At 66.9% G+C, this 22,414-nt stretch carries 18 protein-coding genes and 1 other annotated feature; of the genes, 10 read left to right on the top strand and 8 right to left on the bottom strand.

What is annotated here, in order from left to right; translation table 11 throughout:
* Positions 1–289 precede the first annotated feature (289 nt).
* Positions 290–3,952 (top strand): efflux RND transporter permease subunit, encoded by a 3,663-nt coding sequence (locus tag ACFQ91_RS02720; protein ID WP_376904039.1) that lies wholly within the window; start codon positions 290–292, stop codon positions 3,950–3,952.
* Positions 3,953–3,975: 23 nt separating this feature from the next.
* On the opposite strand, the gene ACFQ91_RS02715 is transcribed toward ACFQ91_RS02720, so the two are convergent.
* A complete protein-coding gene (locus tag ACFQ91_RS02715; protein WP_376871722.1) occupies positions 3,976–4,845 on the bottom strand; it encodes a FadR/GntR family transcriptional regulator in 870 nt (289 codons plus the stop codon).
* Between the two features lie 139 nt (positions 4,846–4,984).
* On the opposite strand from ACFQ91_RS02715, the gene ACFQ91_RS02710 reads away from it, so the two are divergent.
* Complete coding sequence (locus ACFQ91_RS02710) at positions 4,985–6,250, top strand: alpha-hydroxy-acid oxidizing protein (RefSeq protein ID WP_376871719.1); 1,266 nt, start codon at positions 4,985–4,987, stop codon at positions 6,248–6,250.
* 117 nt (positions 6,251–6,367) lie between these two features.
* Here the strand turns inward: ACFQ91_RS02710 and ACFQ91_RS02705 are convergent, their stop codons facing one another.
* Together ACFQ91_RS02705 and ACFQ91_RS02700 are read right to left on the bottom strand one after the other, a co-directional pair.
* Entirely contained in the window at positions 6,368–7,024 is a 657-nt protein-coding gene (locus ACFQ91_RS02705; protein WP_198499774.1) for a response regulator, read from the bottom strand.
* Positions 7,024–8,889 (bottom strand): ATP-binding protein, encoded by a 1,866-nt coding sequence (locus ACFQ91_RS02700; RefSeq protein ID WP_376871716.1) that lies wholly within the window; start codon positions 8,887–8,889, stop codon positions 7,024–7,026. The genes ACFQ91_RS02705 and ACFQ91_RS02700 overlap by 1 nt, the downstream gene beginning before the upstream one ends.
* Positions 8,890–9,052: 163 nt before the next feature.
* On the opposite strand from ACFQ91_RS02700, the gene ACFQ91_RS02695 reads away from it, so the two are divergent.
* Both ACFQ91_RS02695 and ACFQ91_RS02690 read left to right on the top strand, forming a co-directional pair.
* Positions 9,053–10,555, top strand: a complete 1,503-nt coding sequence (locus ACFQ91_RS02695; protein ID WP_344251145.1) for an SLC13 family permease — start codon at positions 9,053–9,055, stop codon at positions 10,553–10,555.
* Between the two features lie 13 nt (positions 10,556–10,568).
* The gene (locus ACFQ91_RS02690) at positions 10,569–11,030 is read left to right on the top strand and encodes a universal stress protein (RefSeq protein WP_344251146.1); all 462 of its coding nucleotides are present in this window, start codon (positions 10,569–10,571) and stop codon (positions 11,028–11,030) included.
* A gap of 274 nt (positions 11,031–11,304) precedes the next feature.
* On the opposite strand, the gene ACFQ91_RS02685 is transcribed toward ACFQ91_RS02690, so the two are convergent.
* From ACFQ91_RS02685 to ACFQ91_RS02665, 5 genes are all read right to left on the bottom strand, one after another.
* A complete protein-coding gene (locus tag ACFQ91_RS02685) occupies positions 11,305–11,610 on the bottom strand; it encodes a hypothetical protein (RefSeq protein ID WP_344251147.1) in 306 nt (101 codons plus the stop codon).
* Positions 11,611–11,775: 165 nt separating this feature from the next.
* On the bottom strand, positions 11,776–12,684 hold the full coding sequence (locus tag ACFQ91_RS02680; protein WP_259800805.1) for an IS3 family transposase: 909 nt from the start codon (positions 12,682–12,684) through the stop codon (positions 11,776–11,778).
* Positions 12,607–12,735 (bottom strand) — a sequence feature (AL1L pseudoknot). It overlaps the preceding gene by 78 nt.
* Positions 12,696–13,001 (bottom strand): transposase, encoded by a 306-nt coding sequence (locus ACFQ91_RS02675; protein WP_181365656.1) that lies wholly within the window; start codon positions 12,999–13,001, stop codon positions 12,696–12,698. Its footprint overlaps the feature before it by 40 nt.
* A 141-nt stretch (positions 13,002–13,142) precedes the next feature.
* Positions 13,143–13,976, bottom strand: a complete 834-nt coding sequence (locus ACFQ91_RS02670) for an ABC transporter permease (protein WP_344251613.1) — start codon at positions 13,974–13,976, stop codon at positions 13,143–13,145.
* The gene (locus tag ACFQ91_RS02665) at positions 13,973–14,893 is read right to left on the bottom strand and encodes an ATP-binding cassette domain-containing protein (RefSeq protein WP_344251612.1); all 921 of its coding nucleotides are present in this window, start codon (positions 14,891–14,893) and stop codon (positions 13,973–13,975) included. Before ACFQ91_RS02665 ends, ACFQ91_RS02670 begins: the two co-directional genes overlap by 4 nt.
* Before the next feature lie 562 nt (positions 14,894–15,455).
* Between ACFQ91_RS02665 and dnaK the strand changes: the two genes are divergently transcribed.
* From dnaK to ACFQ91_RS02635, 6 genes are all read left to right on the top strand, one after another.
* Positions 15,456–17,336 (top strand): molecular chaperone DnaK, encoded by a 1,881-nt coding sequence (gene dnaK, locus ACFQ91_RS02660; RefSeq protein WP_376871707.1) that lies wholly within the window; start codon positions 15,456–15,458, stop codon positions 17,334–17,336.
* Positions 17,336–17,998, top strand: coding sequence for a nucleotide exchange factor GrpE (locus ACFQ91_RS02655; RefSeq protein WP_137824516.1), 663 nt, complete (start codon positions 17,336–17,338; stop codon positions 17,996–17,998). Before dnaK ends, ACFQ91_RS02655 begins: the two co-directional genes overlap by 1 nt.
* A gap of 212 nt (positions 17,999–18,210) precedes the next feature.
* Positions 18,211–19,269: a DnaJ C-terminal domain-containing protein gene (locus tag ACFQ91_RS02650; RefSeq protein ID WP_344251610.1), complete on the top strand. Its 1,059-nt coding sequence runs from the start codon at positions 18,211–18,213 to the stop codon at positions 19,267–19,269.
* 14 nt (positions 19,270–19,283) lie between these two features.
* Positions 19,284–19,751: a heat shock protein transcriptional repressor HspR gene (locus ACFQ91_RS02645; protein WP_137824518.1), complete on the top strand. Its 468-nt coding sequence runs from the start codon at positions 19,284–19,286 to the stop codon at positions 19,749–19,751.
* 680 nt (positions 19,752–20,431) lie between these two features.
* Positions 20,432–22,105: a purine-cytosine permease family protein gene (locus tag ACFQ91_RS02640; RefSeq protein WP_376871728.1), complete on the top strand. Its 1,674-nt coding sequence runs from the start codon at positions 20,432–20,434 to the stop codon at positions 22,103–22,105.
* The gene (locus tag ACFQ91_RS02635) at positions 22,105–22,407 is read left to right on the top strand and encodes an urease subunit gamma (protein ID WP_376871702.1); all 303 of its coding nucleotides are present in this window, start codon (positions 22,105–22,107) and stop codon (positions 22,405–22,407) included. The genes ACFQ91_RS02640 and ACFQ91_RS02635 overlap by 1 nt, the downstream gene beginning before the upstream one ends.
* The last annotated feature ends 7 nt before the right edge of the window (positions 22,408–22,414 follow it).

The raw sequence follows: 22,414 nt of genomic DNA, 5'->3' as shown, positions 1-22,414 counted from the left end.
CGCAGGTCGAAGACGGGGGATAACACCCCTGTGGCGTGATCGGCGCGACCCTATGCTCGAATCATGAGCATCCCCCGTGAGACTGCTGAACGCTGCGTCGAATATCCCCCGATGGGTGGAGGCGATTGGCAACTTTCGGGTGACGCGCACGTCCCCTCCCGAATGAAAGACTGATTGACGGCGAGCCGGGCCACCGCCCGCCGCCGCGCACTTCCCGCCTGACGCTCGGCGCTGCCGCGCGCCCGAAAACCGTTACGACCCGGAGGAACCCGTGTCCCAGCTGACCAGGATGAGCCTGAAGAATCGCCTCATCATCGGACTGCTCACCCTCGTCATCGCCGTCTTCGGCGTCGTCGCGACGACCTCGCTCAACCAGGAGACGATGCCCTCCATCGACCTGCCCGGCACCACGGTGCAGGCCACGGTCCCCGGCGCCTCTCCCGAGGTCGTCGAAGAGACCGTGACGAAGCCGCTGGAGACGGCGCTCGACGCCGTCGGCGACCTCGACTCCGTGCAGACGACGTCGTCGTCGGGAATGATGACCGCCTCGGTGACCTGGCCCTTCGGCAAGGACTCCGAGAAGATGACGGATTCCGTCCGCTCCGCCGTCGATGCCGCGAAGTCGAACCTCCCCGACGACGCCGAGGTCGAGGTCCTGTCCCAGCAGATCGACGATTTCCCCGTCGTGATGTTCGCCGTCTCCGGCGGTGGGGACGCGCAGACCCTGGGGGATCGCCTCGAGACGGACCTCGTCCCCGAGCTGCAGGCCGTCGACGGCGTCGCGGGCGTCGAGGTCACCGGCCAGGCCGAGCAGCGGGTCGACATCACCTTCCGCCCGGACGACGTCAACGACAAGGGCGTCGTCACCGCCTCGGTGCCCGATGAGCTCACCGGCGCGAGCACCGTCGTGCCCGCCGGTCAGAGCGGGCAGGGCGACCGATCGCTCGCCGTCGAGGTCGGCACCCAGATGGACGCCGTCGACCAGATCGGCAACACCCCCATCCGCACGGCCGACGGCACAGTGCTGCTGAAGGACGTCGCCGATGTCACCCTCGACTCGGTCGAGAAGACCTCGCTCTCCCGCGCCGGCGGCAAGGATGCCGTCACCGTCGCCGTGACGAAGGGGCAGGACGACAACGTCGTCGAGGTCTCGAACCGGGTCGGCGAGGTCCTTGAGACCGTCGGGCCGAAGCTCGGCTCCGACGTCGAATTCACGACGATCTTCGACCAGGCCCCCGAGATCGAGAAGTCGATCAAGGACCTCTCCGTCGAGGGCGGCCTCGGCCTCCTCTTCGCGATCCTCGTCATCCTCGCGTTCCTCGGATCGTTCCGGTCGACGATCGTCGCCGCGATCTCCATCCCGATGTCGCTGCTCATCGCGATGATCGGGCTCATGGTCGGCGACTACACGCTCAACATCCTCACCCTCGGCGCCCTGACGATCGCCGTCGGCCGCGTCGTCGACGACTCGATCGTCGTCATCGAGAACATCCGGCGGCGCCAGGGCACGTCCGATCTGACGATCGCGGACATCGTCGCCTCCGTCAAACAGGTCGCCGGGGCCATCACCGCCTCGACCCTGACGACGGTCGCCGTGTTCCTGCCCATCGCCTTCGTCGACGGGATCGCCGGCCAGCTCTTCCGCCCGTTCTCCGTCACCGTCACCCTCGCGCTGCTCGCCTCCCTGCTCGTGGCCCTGACGATCGTGCCCGTCTTCAGCTACTGGGTGCTGCGCCGCAGCCCCAAACCGCTCTCGCCGAAGCGCCAGGCCGCCGCCGACGAGCGCTTCGAGGCGTGGGCGCAGCGCCAGGACGAGAAGTCGCTCAAGCGCGCCGAGCGCCGGCAGGCGAAGATCGACAAGCGGAACGAGAAGCGCGCCGCCAAGGGCCGGGAGCCGCTGCCGGCCGCCGCACCGGTGGCCACGGTCCGCCCCGTCCCCGGCGACGGGGAGGCCTCCGACCGGATCGACCGACTCCAGCAGCGCGGTCTGCCGGCGATCCTCGCCGCTCTCCGCCACCCGGGTCGGACGATCGCCTTCTCCGTCGTCATCTTCCTCGTCACGATGGTCCTCGCCTCCTTCCTCAAGACCGACCTGCTCGGCTCGGCCGGACAGAACTCCCTCGCCGTCACCCAGACCCTGCCCGCCGGCGCCTCCCTCGAGGCCAGCGACACCGCTGCGAAGCAGGTCGAGGACGTCCTCGCCGGAGACGGCGACGTCGAGGCGTACTCGACGACGATCAACGGGCCCGAGACCGGCGCCGAGAACACCTTCAACATCACGCTCGCCGAGGACTCCGACGCGCAGGCGGCGACCGACCGGATCCGCAGCCAGCTCGAGGGCCTCGGCGAGGACGCCGGGGACATCAACGTCCAGAGCGCCGGCGGCGGGGCGAACGAGGACGTCGAGATCAAGCTCTCCGGCTCCGACCTCGGTGCCCTCGGCGAGGCCGCGGACGCCGTGACCAAGCGGATGGCCGAGACGCCGGGTGTGTCGAACGCCCGCAACGACCTCGCCGCCGATCAGCCGATCATCTCAGTCGATGTCGACCGGGAGAAGGCGGCGGACTTCGGCTTCAGCCAGGCCGAGGTCGGGCAGGCCGTGTCCGCAGCACTCCAGGGAGCGCAGGCCGGAACGCTCACCCTCGAGGGCAAGGAGCGCGACATCGTCATCGCGCCCACGCATCCCGATGCCTCACCGGATGAGATCCGCGCCCTCGAGCTGCCCGTCACCGAGGTGCAGACGAAGAACGCCCAGGAGGATGCGACCGACCGCGTCAAGGAGGAGACCGACCGGCGGGCCGATGAGGCCCAGCGCAAGGCCGAGGACGATTCGGCCGAGCAGCTCGAGTCCGCCCGCGAAGCCCGCGACAACGCCGCCGACGCCCTCGAAGAGGCCCGGCAGGCGCTGCGCGACGTGCAGAATCCACCGCCGCCGCAGAGCCCGGACGAGATGCGCCAGGACCAGATCGACCAGGCGCAGAAGGGCGTCGATCAGGCGGAGCAGGGTCTGCGCGATGCCAACCAGGCGATCGACGACATCATCGACGGCCAGGCCGAGGCCCGCGAGTCCCAGGCCGCCGACGAGCGCCTCGCCGACGAACAGGAGGCGATCCCCGACATCAAGGGCGATCCCATCACCGTCGACGACATCGCCGAGGTGACGGAGACGACGACGCCGGCGACGATCGCCCGCGAGGACGGCGACCGCCAGGTCACGGTGTTCGCCACGCCCGCCGAAGGTCAGCTCAACGCCGTCACCGCCGCAGCCGGGCAGGTGTCGACGACGATGGACCTGCCCGCCGGAGTGAGCTTCGACGTCGGCGGTGCCAGCCAGGAGCAGGCGGAGTCGTTCAGTCAGCTCGGCTTCGCGATGCTCGTGGCGATCGCGCTCGTCTTCCTCGTCATGATCGCGACGTTCCGCAGCTTCATCCAGCCGCTCATCCTCCTCGTGTCGATCCCGTTCGCCGCGACCGGTGCCGTGCTCCTCCTGCTGCTCACGGGCACGCCGCTGGGCATCCCGTCGCTCATCGGTCTGCTCATGCTCATCGGCATCGTCGTGACCAATGCGATCGTGCTCATCGACCTCATCAACAAGCTCCGCGAGCACGGCATGGGGCTCGAGGATGCGATCGTCCACGGCACCCGTCTGCGCCTGCGCCCGATCCTCATGACGGCGGCGGCCACGGTGTTCGCGCTCGTGCCGATGTCGCTTGGGCTGACCGGCGGGGGAGTGTTCATCTCCCAGCCGCTGGCGATCGTCGTCATCGGAGGGCTGACGTCGTCGACGGTCCTCACGCTCATCCTCGTCCCCGCCCTCTATCTCCTCGTCGAGAGGCGCAAGGAGCGCCGGGCGGCGCGCAGGGCGGAGAAGGACGAGGCGAAGCGCGCTGCCGATCGGCAGAGGATCGAGGAGGAGACCGCCGAGGTGACCGGTCGTCACGCGGCCGAGTGACCTCCCGTGCGCGGCTCCGGTGCTCAGGTGCCGGAGCCGCCGCGGGGGTCAGCGAGGGCCGGCAGAGCGGCAGCCGCGGTGAGGATGTGCTCCTCGGTCAGCCGCGCCGCACGCTCGGCGTCGTGGGCGACGATCGCCGCCATGATCGCGTGGTGCTGCTCCTGGAGAGAGTCCATGAGCGCGGCCGGGTCATCGACCGCCTGGAAGGCCGCGAGGATCGGTCGCCGCAGCGAGCTGCGGATCGCTCCGGTGAGGTCGGAGAAGAGCTGATTGCCGGTGGCCTGGGCGATCGCGACGTGGAAGGCGGTGTCGGCGTCGTTGAACACCTCGAGGCTGACTCCCGGGGTGTCCATGATCGCCAGCGGTGCGTTCATCCGGGCCAGCGCATCGTCGTCGGCGGCCGCCGAGGCGAGTGCGGCGCTCGAGCGCTCGAGCTGGATCCGGGTCTCGATGACCTCGTCGACGCTGAAGTTCGTCAGCGCGACGTGGAGGCGGAGGAACCGGGTGAGAGCCTCCCTCGGCAGCGAGGCGATGAACGTGCCCGCCCCGCGCCCGGACCCTCCGCTCGAGCGCACCACCCCGAGGCTCTCGAGCACGCGCAGGGCCTCGCGGACGCTCGCCCGGCTCACCCCGAGCTGGGAGGCGAGCTCGCGTTCGGCCGGAAGCGGGTCCCCGACGGAGAGGGACCCGGCCATGATCTGCTCTTCGATCGCATCGATGACGAGCTCATGCGTGCTCGGGCGCACGACCGGCGTCCACGCCGGGGCCGGCCCCGCCGCGCTGTCCGGCGTCGGCTCGGGCGCTGGCTCAGGCGTCCGGTCGGAAGCTGGTCCGGCCGCGTGGTCGTCGGACGCACGGCGCACATCGTTCATGCTCTCGTTCGTTTCGCTCACTCCTCGTCCCTTCCCTTCATCAGCCACCACCTCGGCGCCGGGACGCTCTTGACGCGTTCCCGACCACGGTCCTATGCTCAGATTAATGGTCTGACCTCATAAATGTCATACGCATTCGACGACGCGAAGGAGCCCACCCATGAAGCGGCAGATCCCCAAGCCCGCGGAGATCTTCGAACTGATGAAGTTCAAGAAGTTCGAACTCGACGGTCGGAAGCGTCGGCTCGATGCGGCGCTGACGATCGAGGATCTGCGGAAGATCGCGAAACGGCGCACCCCTGCCGCTGCGTTCGACTACACCGACGGGGCCGCCGAGGGCGAGATCTCGATGCAGCGCTCGATGCAGGCCTTCGAGGACATCGAGTTCCATCCCGCGATCCTCAACGACGTCTCCCACGTCGACACGACGACCCAGATCCTCGGCGGCAGCTCGGCGATGCCGTTCGGGATCGCTCCCACCGGATTCACGCGGCTCATGCAGACCGAGGGGGAGATCGCGGGAGCCTCGGCCGCCGGCGCCGCGGGCATCCCGTTCACGCTCTCGACGCTCGGCACGATCTCGATCGAGAACGTCAGGGCCGCCAACCCTTACGGCCGCAACTGGTTCCAGCTCTACGTCATGCGCGAGCGCGAGATCTCCTACGGCCTCGTCGAGCGCGCCGCCGCGGCCGGATTCGACACCCTCTTCTTCACCGTCGACACCCCCGTCGGCGGCGCTCGTCTGCGCGACAGCCGCAACGGGTTCTCGATCCCGCCGCAGCTGACCCCGCAGGTGGTCCTCAACGCGATTCCCCGTCCCTGGTGGTGGTGGGACTTCCTGACGACGGAGAAGCTCGAATTCGCGTCCCTGTCGGAGACCGGGGGCACCGTCGGCGAGCTCATCAACTCCGCGATGGACCCGACGATCGACTTCGACGACCTCGCCACGATCCGTGAGATGTGGCCGGGCCGGTTCGCAGTCAAGGGCGTCCAGACGCTCGCCGATGCGAAGAAGCTCGCCGACCTCGGCGTCGACGCGATTGTCCTGTCCAACCACGGGGGGCGGCAGCTCGACCGCGCACCGGTGCCCTTCGAACTCCTCCCCGAGGTCGTGCGCGAGGTCGGCGAGGACATCGAGATCATGCTCGACACGGGCATCCGCAACGGCGCCGACATCGTCGCCTCGCTCGCCCTCGGAGCGGACTTCACGCTCATCGGCCGCGCGTACCTCTACGGGCTCATGGCCGGTGGCCGGCAGGGCGTCGACCGCACGATCGCGATCCTCCGCGAGCAGATCGAGCGGACGATGAAGCTCCTCCAGGTCTCGACGATCGCCGAGCTCGAACCGCGCCACGTCACGCAGCTCAAGCGCTTCAGCCGTGACGACCGGCATGCCATCGACGAGGTCGAGCGCTACCTCGGCTGACCGCGGGGTCGCGACCGGCCGCAGCGAGGTGGATCCAGCTCGAATTTCGCGGAATCATCGAGCTGGATCCACCGCGGGAGCGCTCAGTGTCATCCGGAACTACCGCTCTGTCGCGGCTCAGCCCGTCTGGTAGAGGTGCTCCGGTCGGCCGGTGCTGCCGTACTGCAGGGTGACGGTGACCGCCCGGGATTCGGCGAGCTTCGCGAGATGCCGCTGCGCGGTCGCGCGGGACGCGCCGACCGCCTCGGCGATCTCCATGGCCGTCATCGGCCGCTTCGTCGCCTCGAGGGCATCGAGGATCCGCCCCGTCGTCGACGACTTCGTGCCCGGTGACGACGTCGACCCCGGCGCCGAGGTGTCGTGGAGGCTGCGGAGCAGCCGGTCGAGGTCGGACTGAGCGACCTTCTCCCGCTCCCAGAACCGCTGGTAGCGGGCGTAGCGGCGGAGGAAGCCGTGGAGATGATCGGCGGCGAACGGCTTGACGATGTAGGTCAGGGCACCCGCCCGCAGGGCCGCGCGGACGATCTGCGGGTCGGCGACGGCGGAGAGCACGGCCGCGTCGACGTCGGTCTCGCGGATGAGGTCGACGCCGGTGCCCTCGGGCAGGACGTAGTCGACGAGGAGCAGGCCGACCTCCTCCTCGGCGAGGACCTTGCGGGCCGTGCGCAGATCCTGGACCGGATCGAGCGCGCGGAAGCCCGCGACGTCGTTGACGTACTGGCAGTGGATCTTCCCCACGTAGAAGTCGTCGTCGAGCACGAGAACATTGACCATCAGCTCACTCCTTGCACATCGTCTGCGTCGCCGACGAGGACGTCGGGCAGGATGACGCCGAAGCTCGCGCCGCCCATCACCGGGTCGTGGCCGTCGACGAGCCACACCCGCCCTCCATGTCGTTTCGCCACCCGGCGGCACAGCGCCAGGCCGAGGCCGTGCCCGTGCGCGGCCTCGACGCCGTCACCGCCGGCGGCCTGCTGGGATTCGCGGTCACCGCTGACGCCCTCGTCGAAGATGCGCTCGGCGTCGGCTGCGTCTATGCCGATCCCGGTGTCGGTGACGAGACCGTGCAGCTCCCCGTCGGCGCTGAGCAGCTGGACCTCGACGACCTGGTCGCCGTTGCCGGACGGCAGCTTCGCCGTCGCCGGGTCCCTGCCCTCGAAGGGTCCCCGCGCCGAGGCGGTTCCCGGCTCCGTCGTGTCGTCGGCTGGGTCGGCGGTTGGGGCGGCGGCTCCGCTGGCTGGGTCGGCGTCGGCCGCGGCGTCGCGCACCGGGTCGGCGGACCGGCTGCGCACGACCGCGCGCACCGCATTGTCGATGAGGTTGCCGAGGACGAGGGTGACGTCCTCGGGGTCGGTGACCTGCCCGACGACGAGGGAGTCAGGGGCCACGCGCACACTCACCCCCGCCTCGGCGGCGGTGGTGCCCTTCGCCTCGAGCACGGCGCGCAGGTACGGGTCGGTGATCGTCTCGATCCCCTCGACCGGGGTGGTCAGGGGGCCGGTGCCGAGGATCGACTCGAGGTAGCTGCGGGCCTCGTCGGTGGCGCCGGTGTCGACGAGGCCGAGGACGGTGTGGAGCCGGTTGGCGAACTCGTGGCGCTGGGCGCGCAGCGCCTCGGCCATCGCGGTGACCGATTCGAGCTGCCGGGCCATCGTCAGCATCGTCGTCTCATCGCGGAGGGTGACGACACCGCCGACCTCGACGCCGTCGCGGCGCACGCGCACGGCGGTGGCCAGCAGGATCTTGTCCCCGACGCTGACCCGCCGGCGCAGCGCTCCGCGTTCGGGGGCCTCGGCCATCATCGTCCGGATCGCCTGGGGGACGTCGTCGATCGTGCGGCGGCGCTCGTCGTCGATGGCGGCGTCGCCGGCGAGGAGGTCACGGGCCGCGACATTGCTCAGGGTGAGCTCATTGTCGGAGTCGAAGCCGAGCACACCGTCATCGAGGCCGCGCAGGACCGCGCCCTGGTCGCGGGCCATCTCGGCGAGCTCCTCGGGTCCGACGCCGAGGGTCTCCCGGCGCAGGCGGCGTCCGAGGGCGAAGGAGGCGAAGATGCCGATGCCCAGCGCCAGCACGGTGACCGAGCCGAGGGCGATGAACTCCCGGCGCAGGTCGGCGTTGAGGACGGAAGTGTGGATGCCCACCGACACCTCGCCGACGACGGTGCCGTCCTCGGTGCTCGAGTAGATCGGGACCTTCGCCCGCACCGTGCTGCCGAGCGTGCCCGCCTCCTGCGTGACCTCTTCGCGTCCGGCCAGCGCCTCCTTGGGCGAGGTCGAGACGCGCTGGCCGATGAGATCCTGGTTGGGGTGGGTCAGGCGCAGGCCGTGGTCGTCGGTGATGACGACGAATTCGATGCCCGACCGGGTGCGGACGTCGCGGGCGATCGCGCCGAGCGGGTCCGTGATCTCCGCCGACGCCGGTTCCTCCGTCGCCGAGGCGCGGGTCGCGCCCTCCCGGACTGCCGTCGCCGAGGCCAGCGTGCGGGCGGTGGCGAGTGCCTCGGTCTCGCTGACATCGGTCACCGCTTGGGCGGCCATCCAGGAGAACACACCGGTGACCAGCGCGAGGGTCGCGATGATGACCGCGAGCTGGCTGAGCAGGACACGGCGCGAGAAGGCTCGGGAGGAGCGTGGCACTCCTCCACAGTAGCCAGTGCTGAGCAGAATGCGCAAAAGGGACAGAACGGGCAGAACGCGATCAGTGCACTTAAACGCGCGCGGTCCGGCCGGTCGGCCCTAGCGTGTATCGCGCCTCACAAAATCCACAGGCGGTTCACAAACGTCTTCGAAGGAGAAGTCCGTGCTCGTCATCCTCGGCTTCGCCATGATCATCGTCTTCATGACGCTGATCATGACCAAACGCCTCTCGCCGATCCTGGCGCTCATCATCGTCCCGACCATCTTCGGTCTCTTCGCCGGCGCCGGTCTGGGAATCGGCGAGATGGTCATGGAAGCGATCGCATCGATGTCGTCGACGGCGGCGCTGCTGCTGTTCGCCATCATCTACTTCGGCATCATGATCGATGTCGGGCTCTTCGACAAGCTCGTCGAGTTCATCCTCAAGATCGCCGGCAATGACCCGGTCAAGGTCGTCCTCGGCACGGCGCTGCTCACCGGTGCCGTCTCCCTCGACGGTGACGGGTCGACGACGTTCATCGTCGTCACCGCCGCGATGCTGCCGATCTACCAGCGGCTCGAGATGTCGCCGGTCGTCCTCACCTGTGTGGCCGGTCTCATCAACGGCACGCTCAACATCGTGCCGTGGGGCGGACCGACGGCGCGTGCCGCCTCGGCGCTGCAGATCGACGCCAACGAGATCTTCACCCCGATGGTGCCCTCGCTCCTCGTGGGTCTTCTCGTCTGCTTCGTCTTCGCCTACTTCCTCGGACTCTCCGAGCGTCGCCGCCTCGCGAAGAACGGCGTCACCTGGGTGACCGGACTCGGCACCGGTCGTCCCGCGTCGCGGAAGTCCGAGCTCGTCGGCGCCGCGGCCCGCGCCGCCGCGGGCTCCGGTTCGGCCGGCACCGGTTCGGCCGGCACCGGCTCGGGAAGCGCCGGGACGACCGGCGCGAGCACCTCGGTCGGCGGACCCGACGACGGTGCCGATGCGACCGATGCGGCCGCCTCGGCGAAGGGGAACTCCTCCCTCGCCAACACCGCACTCGATCCCAACCGTGCGACCCTGCGCCCGCATCTCTTCTGGTTCAATCTCGCGCTCACGGTGGCCGTCATGGTCACCCTCGTCCTCGACATCCTGCCGCTGCCGTACCTGTTCATGATCGCCATGGTCATCGCGCTCATGGTCAACTTCCCGAAGATCAAGGACCAGCAGGAGGAGCTCGCCTCGCACGCCTCGGCGATCATCGCCGTCGTCGCGATGGTCATGGCCGCCGGTGTGCTCACCGGAATCATGAGCGGCACCGGCATGGTCGATGCGATGGCCGCGTGGCTCGTCGACGTCATCCCGGAGGCGATGGGACCGTACATGGCCGTCATCACCGGTCTCCTGTCGATCCCGGCGACGTTCTTCATGAGCAATGACGCGTTCTACTTCGGCATCCTGCCCGTCCTCACCGAGACCGCGGCGCACTACGGGATCTCGGCCGCGGACATGGCTCGTGCCTCGATCACCGGTCAGCCGGTGCACATGCAGTCGCCGCTCGTGCCCGCGATCCTCCTGCTCGTCTCGCTCGCCGGCGTCGACCTCGGCGACCATCATAAGAAGGTGCTGTGGAGGGCGCTCGTCGTCTCGCTCGTCATGCTCGCCGTCGGCGTGCTCATCGGCGTCATCGCGATCGGATAGGGGACCGCTGCTCATGACCGACTTCTACTCGACTCCGACCGGGCACCGGCCCGTGCCGTCGCTGCGCATCGCCGGCTCGGCAGACATCGACGACATCGCCAGGACCGTCGTCGTCGCCTACCGCAACGATGCCCCCGCGGCCGTGCTCACGCAGGCGATCGCCGCGGCGCGACGGGAGGAGGCGGCCCTGCGGATCGTCGTCTTCTCCACCGACAGTCCCGCCGGTCCGATGGACAACGATCCCGCGGAGACGGAGGAGCTGGCCGGGATCCTCGCCGAGGCGGCCGTGCCCTTCGAGATCCAGCGCGCGGACTCCGACGTCGCCTCCCAGATCCTCGACCTCGCCGAGGAGTGGGCGGCCGAGCTCATCGTCCTCTCCACCCGGCGGCGGTCGACGATGATGAAGCTGCTGCTCGGGTCGAGCATCCAGCGCGTCATCCTCGAGGCCGACTGCCCGGTGCTCGTCGTCAAGTAGGGATGTCGCTGGCCGGTGGGCTGAGGACGGGTCGGTCGGGTCGGTCGGGACGGCCGGTTTGGCTGCGCGGGGTCAGAACTCTCTGGCCGGCTGTCGGACCCGGTTCACTGACCCGTCTCGGTTCTCTGTCCCGCTCCACTCCATCGCGCTCGTCAGCGAGAGGCCGCTCGGCCCACGCGGGCGGGCGCGATGTGCTTCTGCGCCACATCCGAGGTGATTCTGCGCCACCTCGATGGCGATTTCGGAGCCGATTTCGCCATGGACCTTCCGCAGATCACGCCCCCCGGCCCAGTGCTGGCGGGCCCGAATGCGCCGCAGCCGCCTCAGGCGTATAGGCGAGGTTCGGATCATGGAAGATTCCCGCCACGATGCCCGGCAGTCCTTGCCAGCGCCGCAGGGCCCTGACACACATCGAATCGAACTGATCGGGTCCGGTGATCTGGGACCTGCCGACTCGGTCGATGGCATAGGTTGCAGAGGCCACTGGCTTTCTCGGTGCCTTGGCCGTAACCAGTACAGAGTCGCGGTTTTCTTCATTTGGAATATTGAAAACCATGACGTCGCGGCAGAGCCAAGTCATGGCGTCACCGATTCCACCGGCGCCCGATGAGGTTATGCTCCGGCCTGGCGAACACGGCAAATACCCAACAGGACCATGCCTCTTCTTATGGCCGGGAGCACATCTTGGCAAGGGCCATCAACCTGTCAAGCCCCGGGTTTCGTAGAGGCTCTTTTTCTTGGTTTCCTAAGCAGCCACGGGTTCTGCCGCGGACTGGTTGACCCATTCAGAATGGACCTCGATCGGCGGACGGTACCCGACCGCTGAATGCAACCGCTCCTGGTTGTACCAGGCCACCCACGCAGACGTCTCCGCGAGCACCTCGATCAATCCTGACCACACCCGTCTGTCGATCAGCTCAGCCTTGTACACCGAGTTCAGAGCCTCAGCCATCGCATTGTCATACGAATCTCCGCGCGATCCCACCGACGCGACAAGCTCGGATTCCGCGAGAGCCTCGCCATAGCGAATCGACCGAAATTGAACCCCACGGTCGCTGTGGTGGACCAGCCCCGACACATCTTCACCAGCCCGGAATTTCGCCGCTAGCGCCATCGTCAAAGCGTCCCTGGCCAGCGACTCCCGCAGATGGTTCGTCACCTGCCAGCCCACGATCTCCCTGGTGAACACATCAAGGATGAACATCGCGTACACCCACCCAGCCTGCGTCGGCACGTACGTGATATCGGCGACCCACAGACAGTTCGGACCAGCAGCCGTGAACTCACGGTCGACGAGATCGTCCGGGCAGTCCTCAGCCCTGGCTGAAGCCGTTTTCGGACGCTTCCGTCTCCGCCGGATCCCGTCGATGCCCAACTGGGCCATCAACCGCTCCACCGTGCACCGGGCCACCGGCCCGAACTGGTCGGCGTAGCCGCGGTTGATCGCCTTCCACATCTTCCGTACTCCGTAGCAGGAATAGTTCGCCTCATAGACATCCTGGATCACCACCATCAGAGCCTGGTCCCGTCGGGCCCTGGCTGATGGTTGACGTTTCTTGTACGCGTAATACGAGCTCACAGCAATCCGTGCAGCAGTCCCGGACAAGGCGCGCACGATTGGCTCGACTCCGAACTCGTGTTTGTTCTCGTCGATAAAACCGACGACTACTTCGATGGGCGGTCGAGCTCCGCCGCGAAGAAAGCCGACGCCCTCTTCAGGATCTCGTTGGCTCGTTTCGCCTCAGCCAGCTCTGCCCGTAGCCGGCGGTTCTCCGCTTCCAGGTCGACTGACTCAGTCGGTGTGGCTTTACCGGAGTCCTTGTGCTTGCGTACCCAAACTCGCAGGGTCTCTTTGCTCAGGCCGAGTTCCTTCGCGACGCGGGTGATGGCTCCGTTCGCAGTGTCCGGATCGGCTTGGGCATGGATGACGAGCTCGACAGCACGAGCCTTGAGTTCGTCGGTGTATTTCACTGGCAAGAGAGAATCTCCTTCTTCCAATCTCCCTGCCTCTATTATCCCCGGGGCATGACATCCCACCACAACGGGTGCCTCCGGTCGAAAGCACGCACCCAACGCAATAATCCGTTCACGTTACCCCACCACCCGGGACGATCACACGTCCCGCCGCTTCAACAACAACCAGGCCGCCCCGCCGAGCACAACCAACCAACCGAGCAGGACAATGGCTGCCGTCCCGCTGCCATACGGATCGGCAATCAAGCCACCGGAGCGGATCACATTGATCGCGGTCAGGGGCATGAAGTCAGCGAGGCCAGCGACATTGTCGGGCACGAGAGAGGGTAAGAGCTGCGGTCCAAGCTGGAAGACGCCGAAGTACAGGCAGATGGCCGCGGCGGCATTGCGCGTCAGACCTCCCAGCACCAGGCCGAACACGGCCCCGAACGGCATGGTAGCTGTAGCTCCGAGAACGCCCCAGAACATACGAGGATCAAACAATGACATCCCATCGGCCGAGGGAACAGTGCCTGTGATCTGCAAGATGACATATAGCAGCAACGACATCACCATCGCCAAAACCGCAGTCACAGCCGCGAGAACAGCCGCCTTCGCCATGAACATTCCGGTGCGGCGAGGGACAGCAACCAGACTCATTCCTATGGAGCCACTGCTGTACTCGCTGGTTATCGCGAGAACGCCCGCGATAATCAGCACGATCATCCCGAGAGGGTAGACTGACGTGAAGGCAAAGGGGATATCCCCGGCCTGCCCGCTGGAGAACTTCGTCCCATCGATGATGAGGCAAACTGTCACGGCAGTGGTCGCCGCAAACGCCGTCAGCACGGTGTAAACGAGCGAACGCACCGACCGCAGCTTCGTCCATTCGGAGAGCAACAGCCCGAGCGTAGTGACCCGGGCGGCTCCCAGGTCGTCCTGATGTGGCCTCGAGAGAGTCGTGGCCAGGGAATTCTGTGCCGCGCCGTTCATTCCGCAGCCTCCTGAAGGTGCGCGCCGTGCACAGGGGCGCCTTGCGTGATCTGCATGAAGGCTTCCTCCAACGAAGCCCGATGTGTCTCGAGCCCGTACAAAACTATACGTGCCCCCGCGGCGATGCTGCCGATCTCGCGCGCAGCGAGACCTCGCACATCGAGAGATTCGGAATCGGTCGATGACACACTCACGCCCGGCCCCTGCAGAGCTCTGGCCAACGCCCCGGCTTCGGGCGTGATCACGCGGACAGTCTCCGGCGAAACCGAAGAAACGACCGCTTCAACCGATCCGACGGCCAGCAACTCTCCACCGCCGATGACTACGAGGTCTTCGGCGATCAGGGCGAGTTCGCTCATGAGATGCGAGGACAAGAACACCGTCCGCCCCTCCGTCGCTATCCGGCTGAGCAGCGTGCGCAACCACAAGATGCCGTCCGGATCGAGACCATTCGTCGGCTCGTCGAGCACCAGAATCTCCGGGTCTCCGAGCAGCGCAGTCGCGATCCCGAGACGCTGCCCCATCCCTAAGGAAAAACCACCAGCTCGCCGGAAGACAACCGACCGGAGACCGACCATTTCCACGACATGCTCGACGCGCCGCCTCGGTATCCCGTTGGAATACGCCACGGCCAACAAGTGGTCGTAACCGCTGCGGCCCGGGTGCACACCCCGAGCATCGAGCATCGCACCCAAGTGCCGAAGCGGATCGTTGAACTCACGGTAGTCCTTCCCATCGATGCTGATTCGTCCCGCCGTCGGCCGATCAAGCCCAACAAGCATCCTCATCGTCGTAGATTTCCCGGCACCGTTCCTCCCAAGGAACCCAGTGACAGCCCCAGGACGAACAGTGAAAGAGAGATCATTGACGGCTGTCGTCGCGCCATATCTCTTGGTCAAGTTCTCAGCTGTAATCATGACTTCCACGATATGAACACCAGAACGCAACGAAATCCGCCCGAGGTACACACTTCAGCGCTCCCGGCAGTACCGCAGGCCTGCGCCCAGCGTACTACTCGAACAAACCAGACCCTTGCCGGCGACCCTGACCCATTCAGCTCTTGCCGGTTAGAGCCCTAACCGACTTTCATGCGGTACGTGGCCGCCCGTGGTCGCAGACCAGACCTGGGTAATGACGCTGACGTGCACAGGATCTGGGTGATCGGTCTGGTAGACCCTTCGAGGGTCGGGGCTTGCCCGCAACCCTCCGCGGACCCAGCCGCCTGCCCAGTGCTGGCGCGCCCGAATGCGCCTCAGCCACCTCGGCGAAGAAATTCTGCGAAAAATTCTCCACATGTGGAATAACTCGGCGCTCCACAAAGTTGAGTCTAGTGTACGCAACTTTGATGAGGCGGGGATTGACGATCTCAGCCGGGAAGAGAATACTTGAGTCCATCAGACTCAATGTGCGCGATCGGGCCCTCCGGTTCGGCCGCTCGCATTCAGCCCGAGACGACTCTGAGAGTTAAGGAGAAACGATATGGCACGTGCAGTTGGAATCGACCTCGGAACCACGAACTCCGTCGTCGCTGTCCTCGAGGGCGGCGACCCCAAGGTCATCGCGAACATGGAAGGCGGTCGCACGACCCCGTCCGTCGTCGCAGTCAACAAGAACGGAGACTCCCTGGTCGGCGAGATCGCCAAGCGCCAGGCTGTCACCAACGTGAAGAACACCGTGGCGTCCGTCAAGCGCCACATGGGCACCGACTGGAACACCGAGATCGGCGGCAAGACGCTGACCGCTCCCGAGGTCTCCGCCCGCATCCTCCAGAAGCTCAAGCACGACGCTGAGGAGTACCTGCAGGAGAAGGTTACCGACGCGGTCATCACCGTGCCGGCCTACTTCAACGACGCAGAGCGCCAGGCCACGAAGGACGCCGGTGAGATCGCCGGCCTCAACGTCCTGCGCATCATCAACGAGCCCACCGCTGCTGCTCTGGCCTACGGCCTCGAGCGCGGCAAGGAAGACGAGCTCATCCTCGTCTTCGACCTCGGTGGCGGTACGTTCGACGTCTCGCTGCTCGAAGTCGGCAAGGACGATGACGGCTTCTCGACCATTCAGGTCCGTGCGACCTCCGGTGACAACCGCCTCGGCGGTGACGACTGGGATCAGCGGATCGTCGATTGGCTGGTCGAGCAGGTCAAGAACAACTACGGCGTCGACCTGACGAAGGACTCGACGGCGATGCAGCGCCTCAAGGAGGCCGCTGAGCAGGCGAAGAAGGAGCTCTCGTCCGCGACGAGCACCAACATCTCCCTGCAGTACCTCTCGATGAGCGAGAACGGTCCGATCCACCTCGACGAAACCCTCACCCGGGCGAAGTTCGAGGATCTGACCAAGGACCTCCTCGAGCGCACGAAGGCCCCGTTCCACGCGGTGATGAAGGATGCCGGCGTGTCCGTCAAGGACATCGACCACGTCGTCCTCGTCGGCGGTTCGACCCGCATGCCCGGCGTCACCCAGGTCGTCACCGAGCTCACCGGAGGCAAGGAGCCCAACAAGGGCGTCAACCCCGATGAGGTCGTCGCGATCGGCGCTGCCGTCCAGGCCGGTGTGCTCATGGGCGAACGCAAGGACGTCCTGCTCATCGACGTCACCCCGCTCTCGCTCGGACTCGAGACCAAGGGCGGCGTGATGACGAAGCTCATCGAGCGCAACACCCCGATCCCGACGAAGCGCTCGGAGACGTTCACCACGGCTGAGGACAACCAGCCGTCGGTGTCGATCCAGGTCTTCCAGGGTGAGCGCGAGTTCACGCGCGACAACAAGAACCTCGGCACCTTCGAGCTGACCGGCATCGCGCCGGCTCCGCGCGGCGTGCCGCAGATCGAGGTCGCGTTCGACATCGACGCCAACGGCATCGTCCATGTCTCGGCCACCGACAAGGGAACCGGCAAGGAGCAGTCGATGACGATCACCGGCGGCTCGGCCCTCCCCAAGGAGGACATCGAGCGCATGGTGCGTGAGGCCGAGGAGCACGCGGAAGAGGACAAGAAGCGCCGTGAGGCCGCTGACGTCCGCAACAACGCGGAGAACCTCGCCTACCAGACGCAGAAGCTGCTCGACGACAACGCCGACAAGCTGCCCGAGGACATCAAGACCGAGCTCCAGGGCGACGTCGATGCTGTCAAGGAAGCTCTCAACGGCGAAGACGACGACGCCGTGAAGAAGGCGTTCGACACGCTCACCGAGAAGCAGCAGAAGATCGGTGAGGCCATCTACCAGCAGCAGGAGTCCGGCGCGGCCGGTGGCGCTGCCGGTGGTGCCGACCAGGGCAGCAGCGACGCAGGCACCGGTGCCGACGACGATGTCGTCGACGCCGAGGTCGTGGATGATGATGAGGACGAGGGGAAGAAGTAATGACGACCGAGGGCAACGATCCGTCGTCCGAGGAGCCAGGCTTCACCTTCCATGACAAGCGTCGGGTCGATCCCGAGACCGGTGAGCTCCGTCCCGAAGCCGACCCGCAGTCGGCTTCGGGGGAGTCCGGTGAGGGAGCCGACACCGAGGAGGTGCTGGCCGACGCCAGCGACCTCGGTGTCGAGATCCCGGCCGACGCCTCATCGCTCAACGACACCGAGGCGGCCGGCAGCGAACCCGCTCCCGGCTCCGAGGCCGCGGCCCACCTCGCCGACCTCAAGCGCATCAACGCCGAGTACGCGGCCTACCGGATGCGCGCCGATCGCGAACGCGAGCGGGCGTCCGTGGGCGGAACCGTCAAGGTCGTCGAGGCCTTGGTTCCCGTCCTCGACGAGGTGCGTCTGGCGCAGGAGAACGGCGACGTCTCCGGGCCCTTCGAGGCCCACGTGAACAAGCTCATCGACGCGCTGGCCAAGGTCGGCGTCGAGCAGTACGGCGCAGTCGGCGACGAGTTCGATCCGCACCTGCATGAGGCTCTCATGCAGCAGCCGTCGGACGAAGTCGAGGTGCCGACGGTGTTCATGGTCATGCAGCCGGGCTACCGCATGGGTGATCGCATCATCCGCGCGGCCCGCGTCGGCGTGCAGCAGCCAGAGGACTGACCGTTCCACCTTCGCCGAGGTGACCCGCCACCCCAGCGTCCGGCCACGGACGCTGGGAGCGGGGACCGCCTCGGCGACGGTCCGGAATCACCGGGAGGGAAGCCTTCGCGGGGATTGCGGATTGTGAGCAGACAGATGAACGGACGAATGACAGAGCCGGGGCGGACACGCACCGGCAGGCACAACAGGACTGAGAAGAAGGGAGGTGCCAGATGAGTACCGGACCGCAGAACGACTGGTTCGAGAAGGACTTCTACAAGACCCTCGGCGTCTCCAAGGACGCGTCGGACTCCGAGATCAAGAAGGCCTACCGCAAGCTCGCGCGGAAGTACCATCCGGACGCGAATCCGGGGGACGCCGAGGCGGAGGCCAAGTTCAAGGAGATCGGACAGGCCCACCAGGTGCTGTCGAACAAGGAATCGCGCGAACAGTACGACCAGGTCCGCGCCATGGGCAGCGGTGCCAGGTTCAGCGCCGGCGCCGGTGGTGCCGGGGGAGCCGGCGGCGGCTTCGACGACGTGTTCTCCGACCTCTTCGGAGGCGGCGGGCGCACCCGGACCCGGACGACCTACAGCGGCGGCGGGTTCGGCGGCGGCAGCGGCTACGGCGACGTGCCCCCGGATCTCGCCGATCTCCTCAACGGGTTCGGCGGCGGGTCGTACGGCGGCTACGGCGGCGGTTACGACACGGGCTTCGGCGGCGGATATTCGCCACCGGTCAAGGGCGGGGACATCAAGTCCTCGACGAACCTCAGCTTCACCGAGGCGGCCAACGGCGCATCCGTGAAGCTGCAGATGCCCGGCGGCAAGCCGCTGACCGTGCGCACCCCGATCGGCGTCAAGGACGGACAGAAGATCCGACTGGCCGGCAAGGGCAAGCAGAGCCCGAACGGCGGCGATCCCGGTGACGTCATCCTCACCGTCCACGTCAAGCCCCACCCGGTGTTCACCCGCGACGGGGACAACCTGCGGATGGACCTGCCGGTGAGCTTCGACGAGGCGGCGCTCGGCGCCGAGGTCAAGGTGCCCACGCTCGGCGGTCAGCCGGTGAAGGTGAAGATCCCCGCGGGCACGCCCTCGGGTCGGACCCTGCGGGTGCGCGGCAAGGGCGTGAAGACGAAGAAGGGCACGGGCGATCTGCTCGTCACCGTCGAGATCGTCGCGCCGAAGAACCTCTCGAAGGAAGCGAAGGAAGCCGTCGAAGCCTACAAGGCGGCGACGGAATCCGACGACCCGCGTGCCGGCCTGCTCGATCGGGCCAAGGCAAGCTGAGGCAGTGAGGCAGGATGCAGTTCTCTCAGAGCGCAGCGCTCTACGTCATCTCGGTGGCGGCGGAATTGGCGGGGATGCACCCGCAGACCCTGCGGCAGTATGACCGGATGGGTCTCGTCACCCCGCAGCGCACGGCCGGCAAGGGCCGACGCTACTCGGGGCGGGACATCGCCAAGCTGCGCCTGATCCAGCATCTCTCGAAGGACGAGGGGGTCAACCTCGTCGGGATCAAGAAGATCATGGAGATGCAGAACCAGATCGACGCCCTGCGCAGCCGGAACCGGGAACTCGAGGAGGAGGTCCTCGCCGAGGCGGCGGCACGCGAACGCGATTCGCGTGTCTTCGCTGCCGGTTCCGGCGGCGATGTCGTCTCGATCGCGCGCGGCCGGCGACCCAAGGTCACCGCCGAATCCGAGGCCGGTGCCGTCGTGCTCTACGACGATTTCACCACCCGAAGGGTCCGCGGTCCGGCGAAGGCGTGAGGGCGATCCGAGCGGTACCGAGCGGCTGTGACGGCAACCTGAGCGGCCCAGCGCGGGAGTGACCAGGGGCGGAGCACCATTTCCAGGGGCGGAGCGATCCGCCCCTTTCTCATGCCCGGATCGGGTTGTGGCCAGTTCGCTCTGAGATGGCCAAGGCAACCTTGGCCATCTCAGAGCGAACTGGCGCAAACCGGGTCGCGACCCGGACTCCACGGGCGCCGCTACTGGGGAGAGCGCTGGTCTCGGCGCGATCGTCGTCGATTGCGGGTCGCACGTCCGCGACAGGCAACCGACTGCGCGGCATGTCCGGCACACGCCCGTTTCGCCGACATCGCTCGATCTGTGCAACCCCGCCGAACCACCCGAACGGCGCTTCGGCTCACCCTGTTTCGGGCGGCTCACGTTTTGAACAGAGCCGCTCGAACCAGGATGAGCCGCAGCGTGAGGCTGCGAGGGTGGGAGCCTCAGAGGGCGCGAGTCATGGGGTGCGAGAACTCACGACGGGCAACCCTCCGGCGGCCAGGTTCGTGTGAGCGCACTGCGCCTACCAGGGCACCTTGTGCGCGGCGTTGCCCGCTGTCGAAACACGGGCGAAACGTTGCCCGCCACGGGACGAAACAATCGACTGTCAGGATGGGCGCTGTTGAGATCGACGAGCGACCGAGGAGACCACCATGACGATGTCTGCAGACAAGTCGACGGCGCCACCGGGGACGAGCAGCGAGGCGAAGGCCGCAGCGCGCGAGAGTCTCGAGGACTACACTCTGAGATTCGCGCCGCGCTCCTACCGCACGTGGGCACCGGCCGTGGTGGCGACGAGTGCACTGGGCGGCATCGCGTATCTCGCTGACTTCTCGATCGGCGCGAGCATCGGCCTGGCGCACGGCACAGCCAACGGCATCCTCGGCATCCTCACGGCGGCCATCATCATCTTCCTCACCGGCTGGCCCCTGGCCTTCTACGCCGCACGCTACAACCTCGACCTCGATCTCATCACCCGCGGCGCAGGGTTCGGGTACTACGGCTCGGTGATCACGAACATCATCTTCGCCACCTTCACGTTCATCTTCTTCGCGCTCGAGGGCTCGATCATGGCCCAGGGGCTCTACCTGGGACTCGGCATCCCGCGTCCGCTCGGCTACCTCCTCTCCACCGTCATCATCTTCCCGCTCGTCATCTTCGGCATGAAGGCGCTGGCCCGACTGCAGGTCTCGACGACACCGCTCTGGCTCGTCCTCATGGTCGTCCCCGTCGGCTACCTCATCGCCTTCCAACCGGAAACCGTGAGCACCTTCTTCGCGTACCAGGGCGAGAGCGGCGAGAGCGCGAACTTCGCCTCGGCCATGCTCGCCGCCGGAGTCTGCCTCTCGCTCATCGCCCAGATCGCCGAGCAGATCGACTACCTGCGATTCATGCCCCCGCGCACTCCGGGCAACCGTCGCAGCTGGTGGACGGCGGTGATCCTCGCCGGTCCGGGCTGGGTGATCTTCGGGGCGATCAAGCAGATCATCGGCATGTTCCTCGCCGTCTACCTCATCGCCAACGTGCCCGGGGCCACCGGATTCGCGACCGAGCCGGTCCAGCAGCTGCTCGCCACCTACGAGCAGATGATGCCGCAATGGCTCGCCCTGCTGCTCGCCGTCGTCCTCGTCGTCATCTCCCAGGTGAAGATCAACGTGACGAACGCCTACTCCGGGTCACTGGCGTGGACGAACGCCTACACCCGGATCACCAAGCACTACCCCGGGCGGATCACCTTCCTCGTCGTCAACCTGCTCTTCGCTCTGACGCTCATGGAACTCAACATGTTCGACTTCCTCAACGCGATCCTCAGCTTCTACGCCAACCTCGCGATGTCGTGGATCTGCGTCGTCGCCGCGGACATCGCCATCAACAAGTACGTGCTGGGACTCTCGCCGAAGACTCCGGAGTTCCGCCGCGGCATGCTCTACGACTGGAACCCGGTCGGCGTCGTCTCCCTCGTGCTCTCCGGTGGGGTGTCGATCGCCATCTACTTCGGTGCCTTCGGGGCCGCAGTCCAGCCGTTCTCCCCGCTCTTCGCCGTCGGCATCGCGATCGTCGCCACACCGCTCATGGCGATCATCACCCGGGGGCGCTTCTACCTGCGTCGACAGGACGACGGCATCGACGTGCCGATGTATGACGACCACGGCAACCCCACGGATGCGACCCTGTGGTGCCACGTCACGGAGATGGAGTTCGAGCGTCCCGACATGATCGCCTCGGCGAAGACCGGACCGAACGGGGAGACCCTCTATCTCAGCTCTCTGGCACTGTCGACCGACCGCCTCGGCGAACATGTCCTGCCGGCCGACCCCGTCCGGGAGCGCTGATGCACTTCACACCGGGGGACACGGAGAAGCTGCTGCTCTCCGTCGCCGGCATGGTCGCCCGCGATCGTCTGGAGCGGGGAGTGCCGCTCAACTATCCCGAATCCGTCGCGCTGCTGAGCACGTGGGTGATCGAGCGGGCGCGTGAGGGGGCCGCGGTCGAGGAGCTCATGGTCACCGGACGGGAGGTCCTCAGCCGCGACGACGTCATGGACGATGTGGTGCCGATGCTCCACGACGTCCAGGTCGAGGCCACGTTCCCCGACGGGCGCAAGCTCGTCACCATCCACAACCCCATCGACTGACAGGACC

Origin of the sequence: Brevibacterium sp. NPDC056726 (genome assembly GCF_042790515.1) — a bacterium.
Classification (GTDB): Bacteria; Actinomycetota; Actinomycetes; order Actinomycetales; family Brevibacteriaceae; genus Brevibacterium; species Brevibacterium sanguinis.
This window is presented reverse-complemented; position numbering and strand designations above follow the sequence as displayed.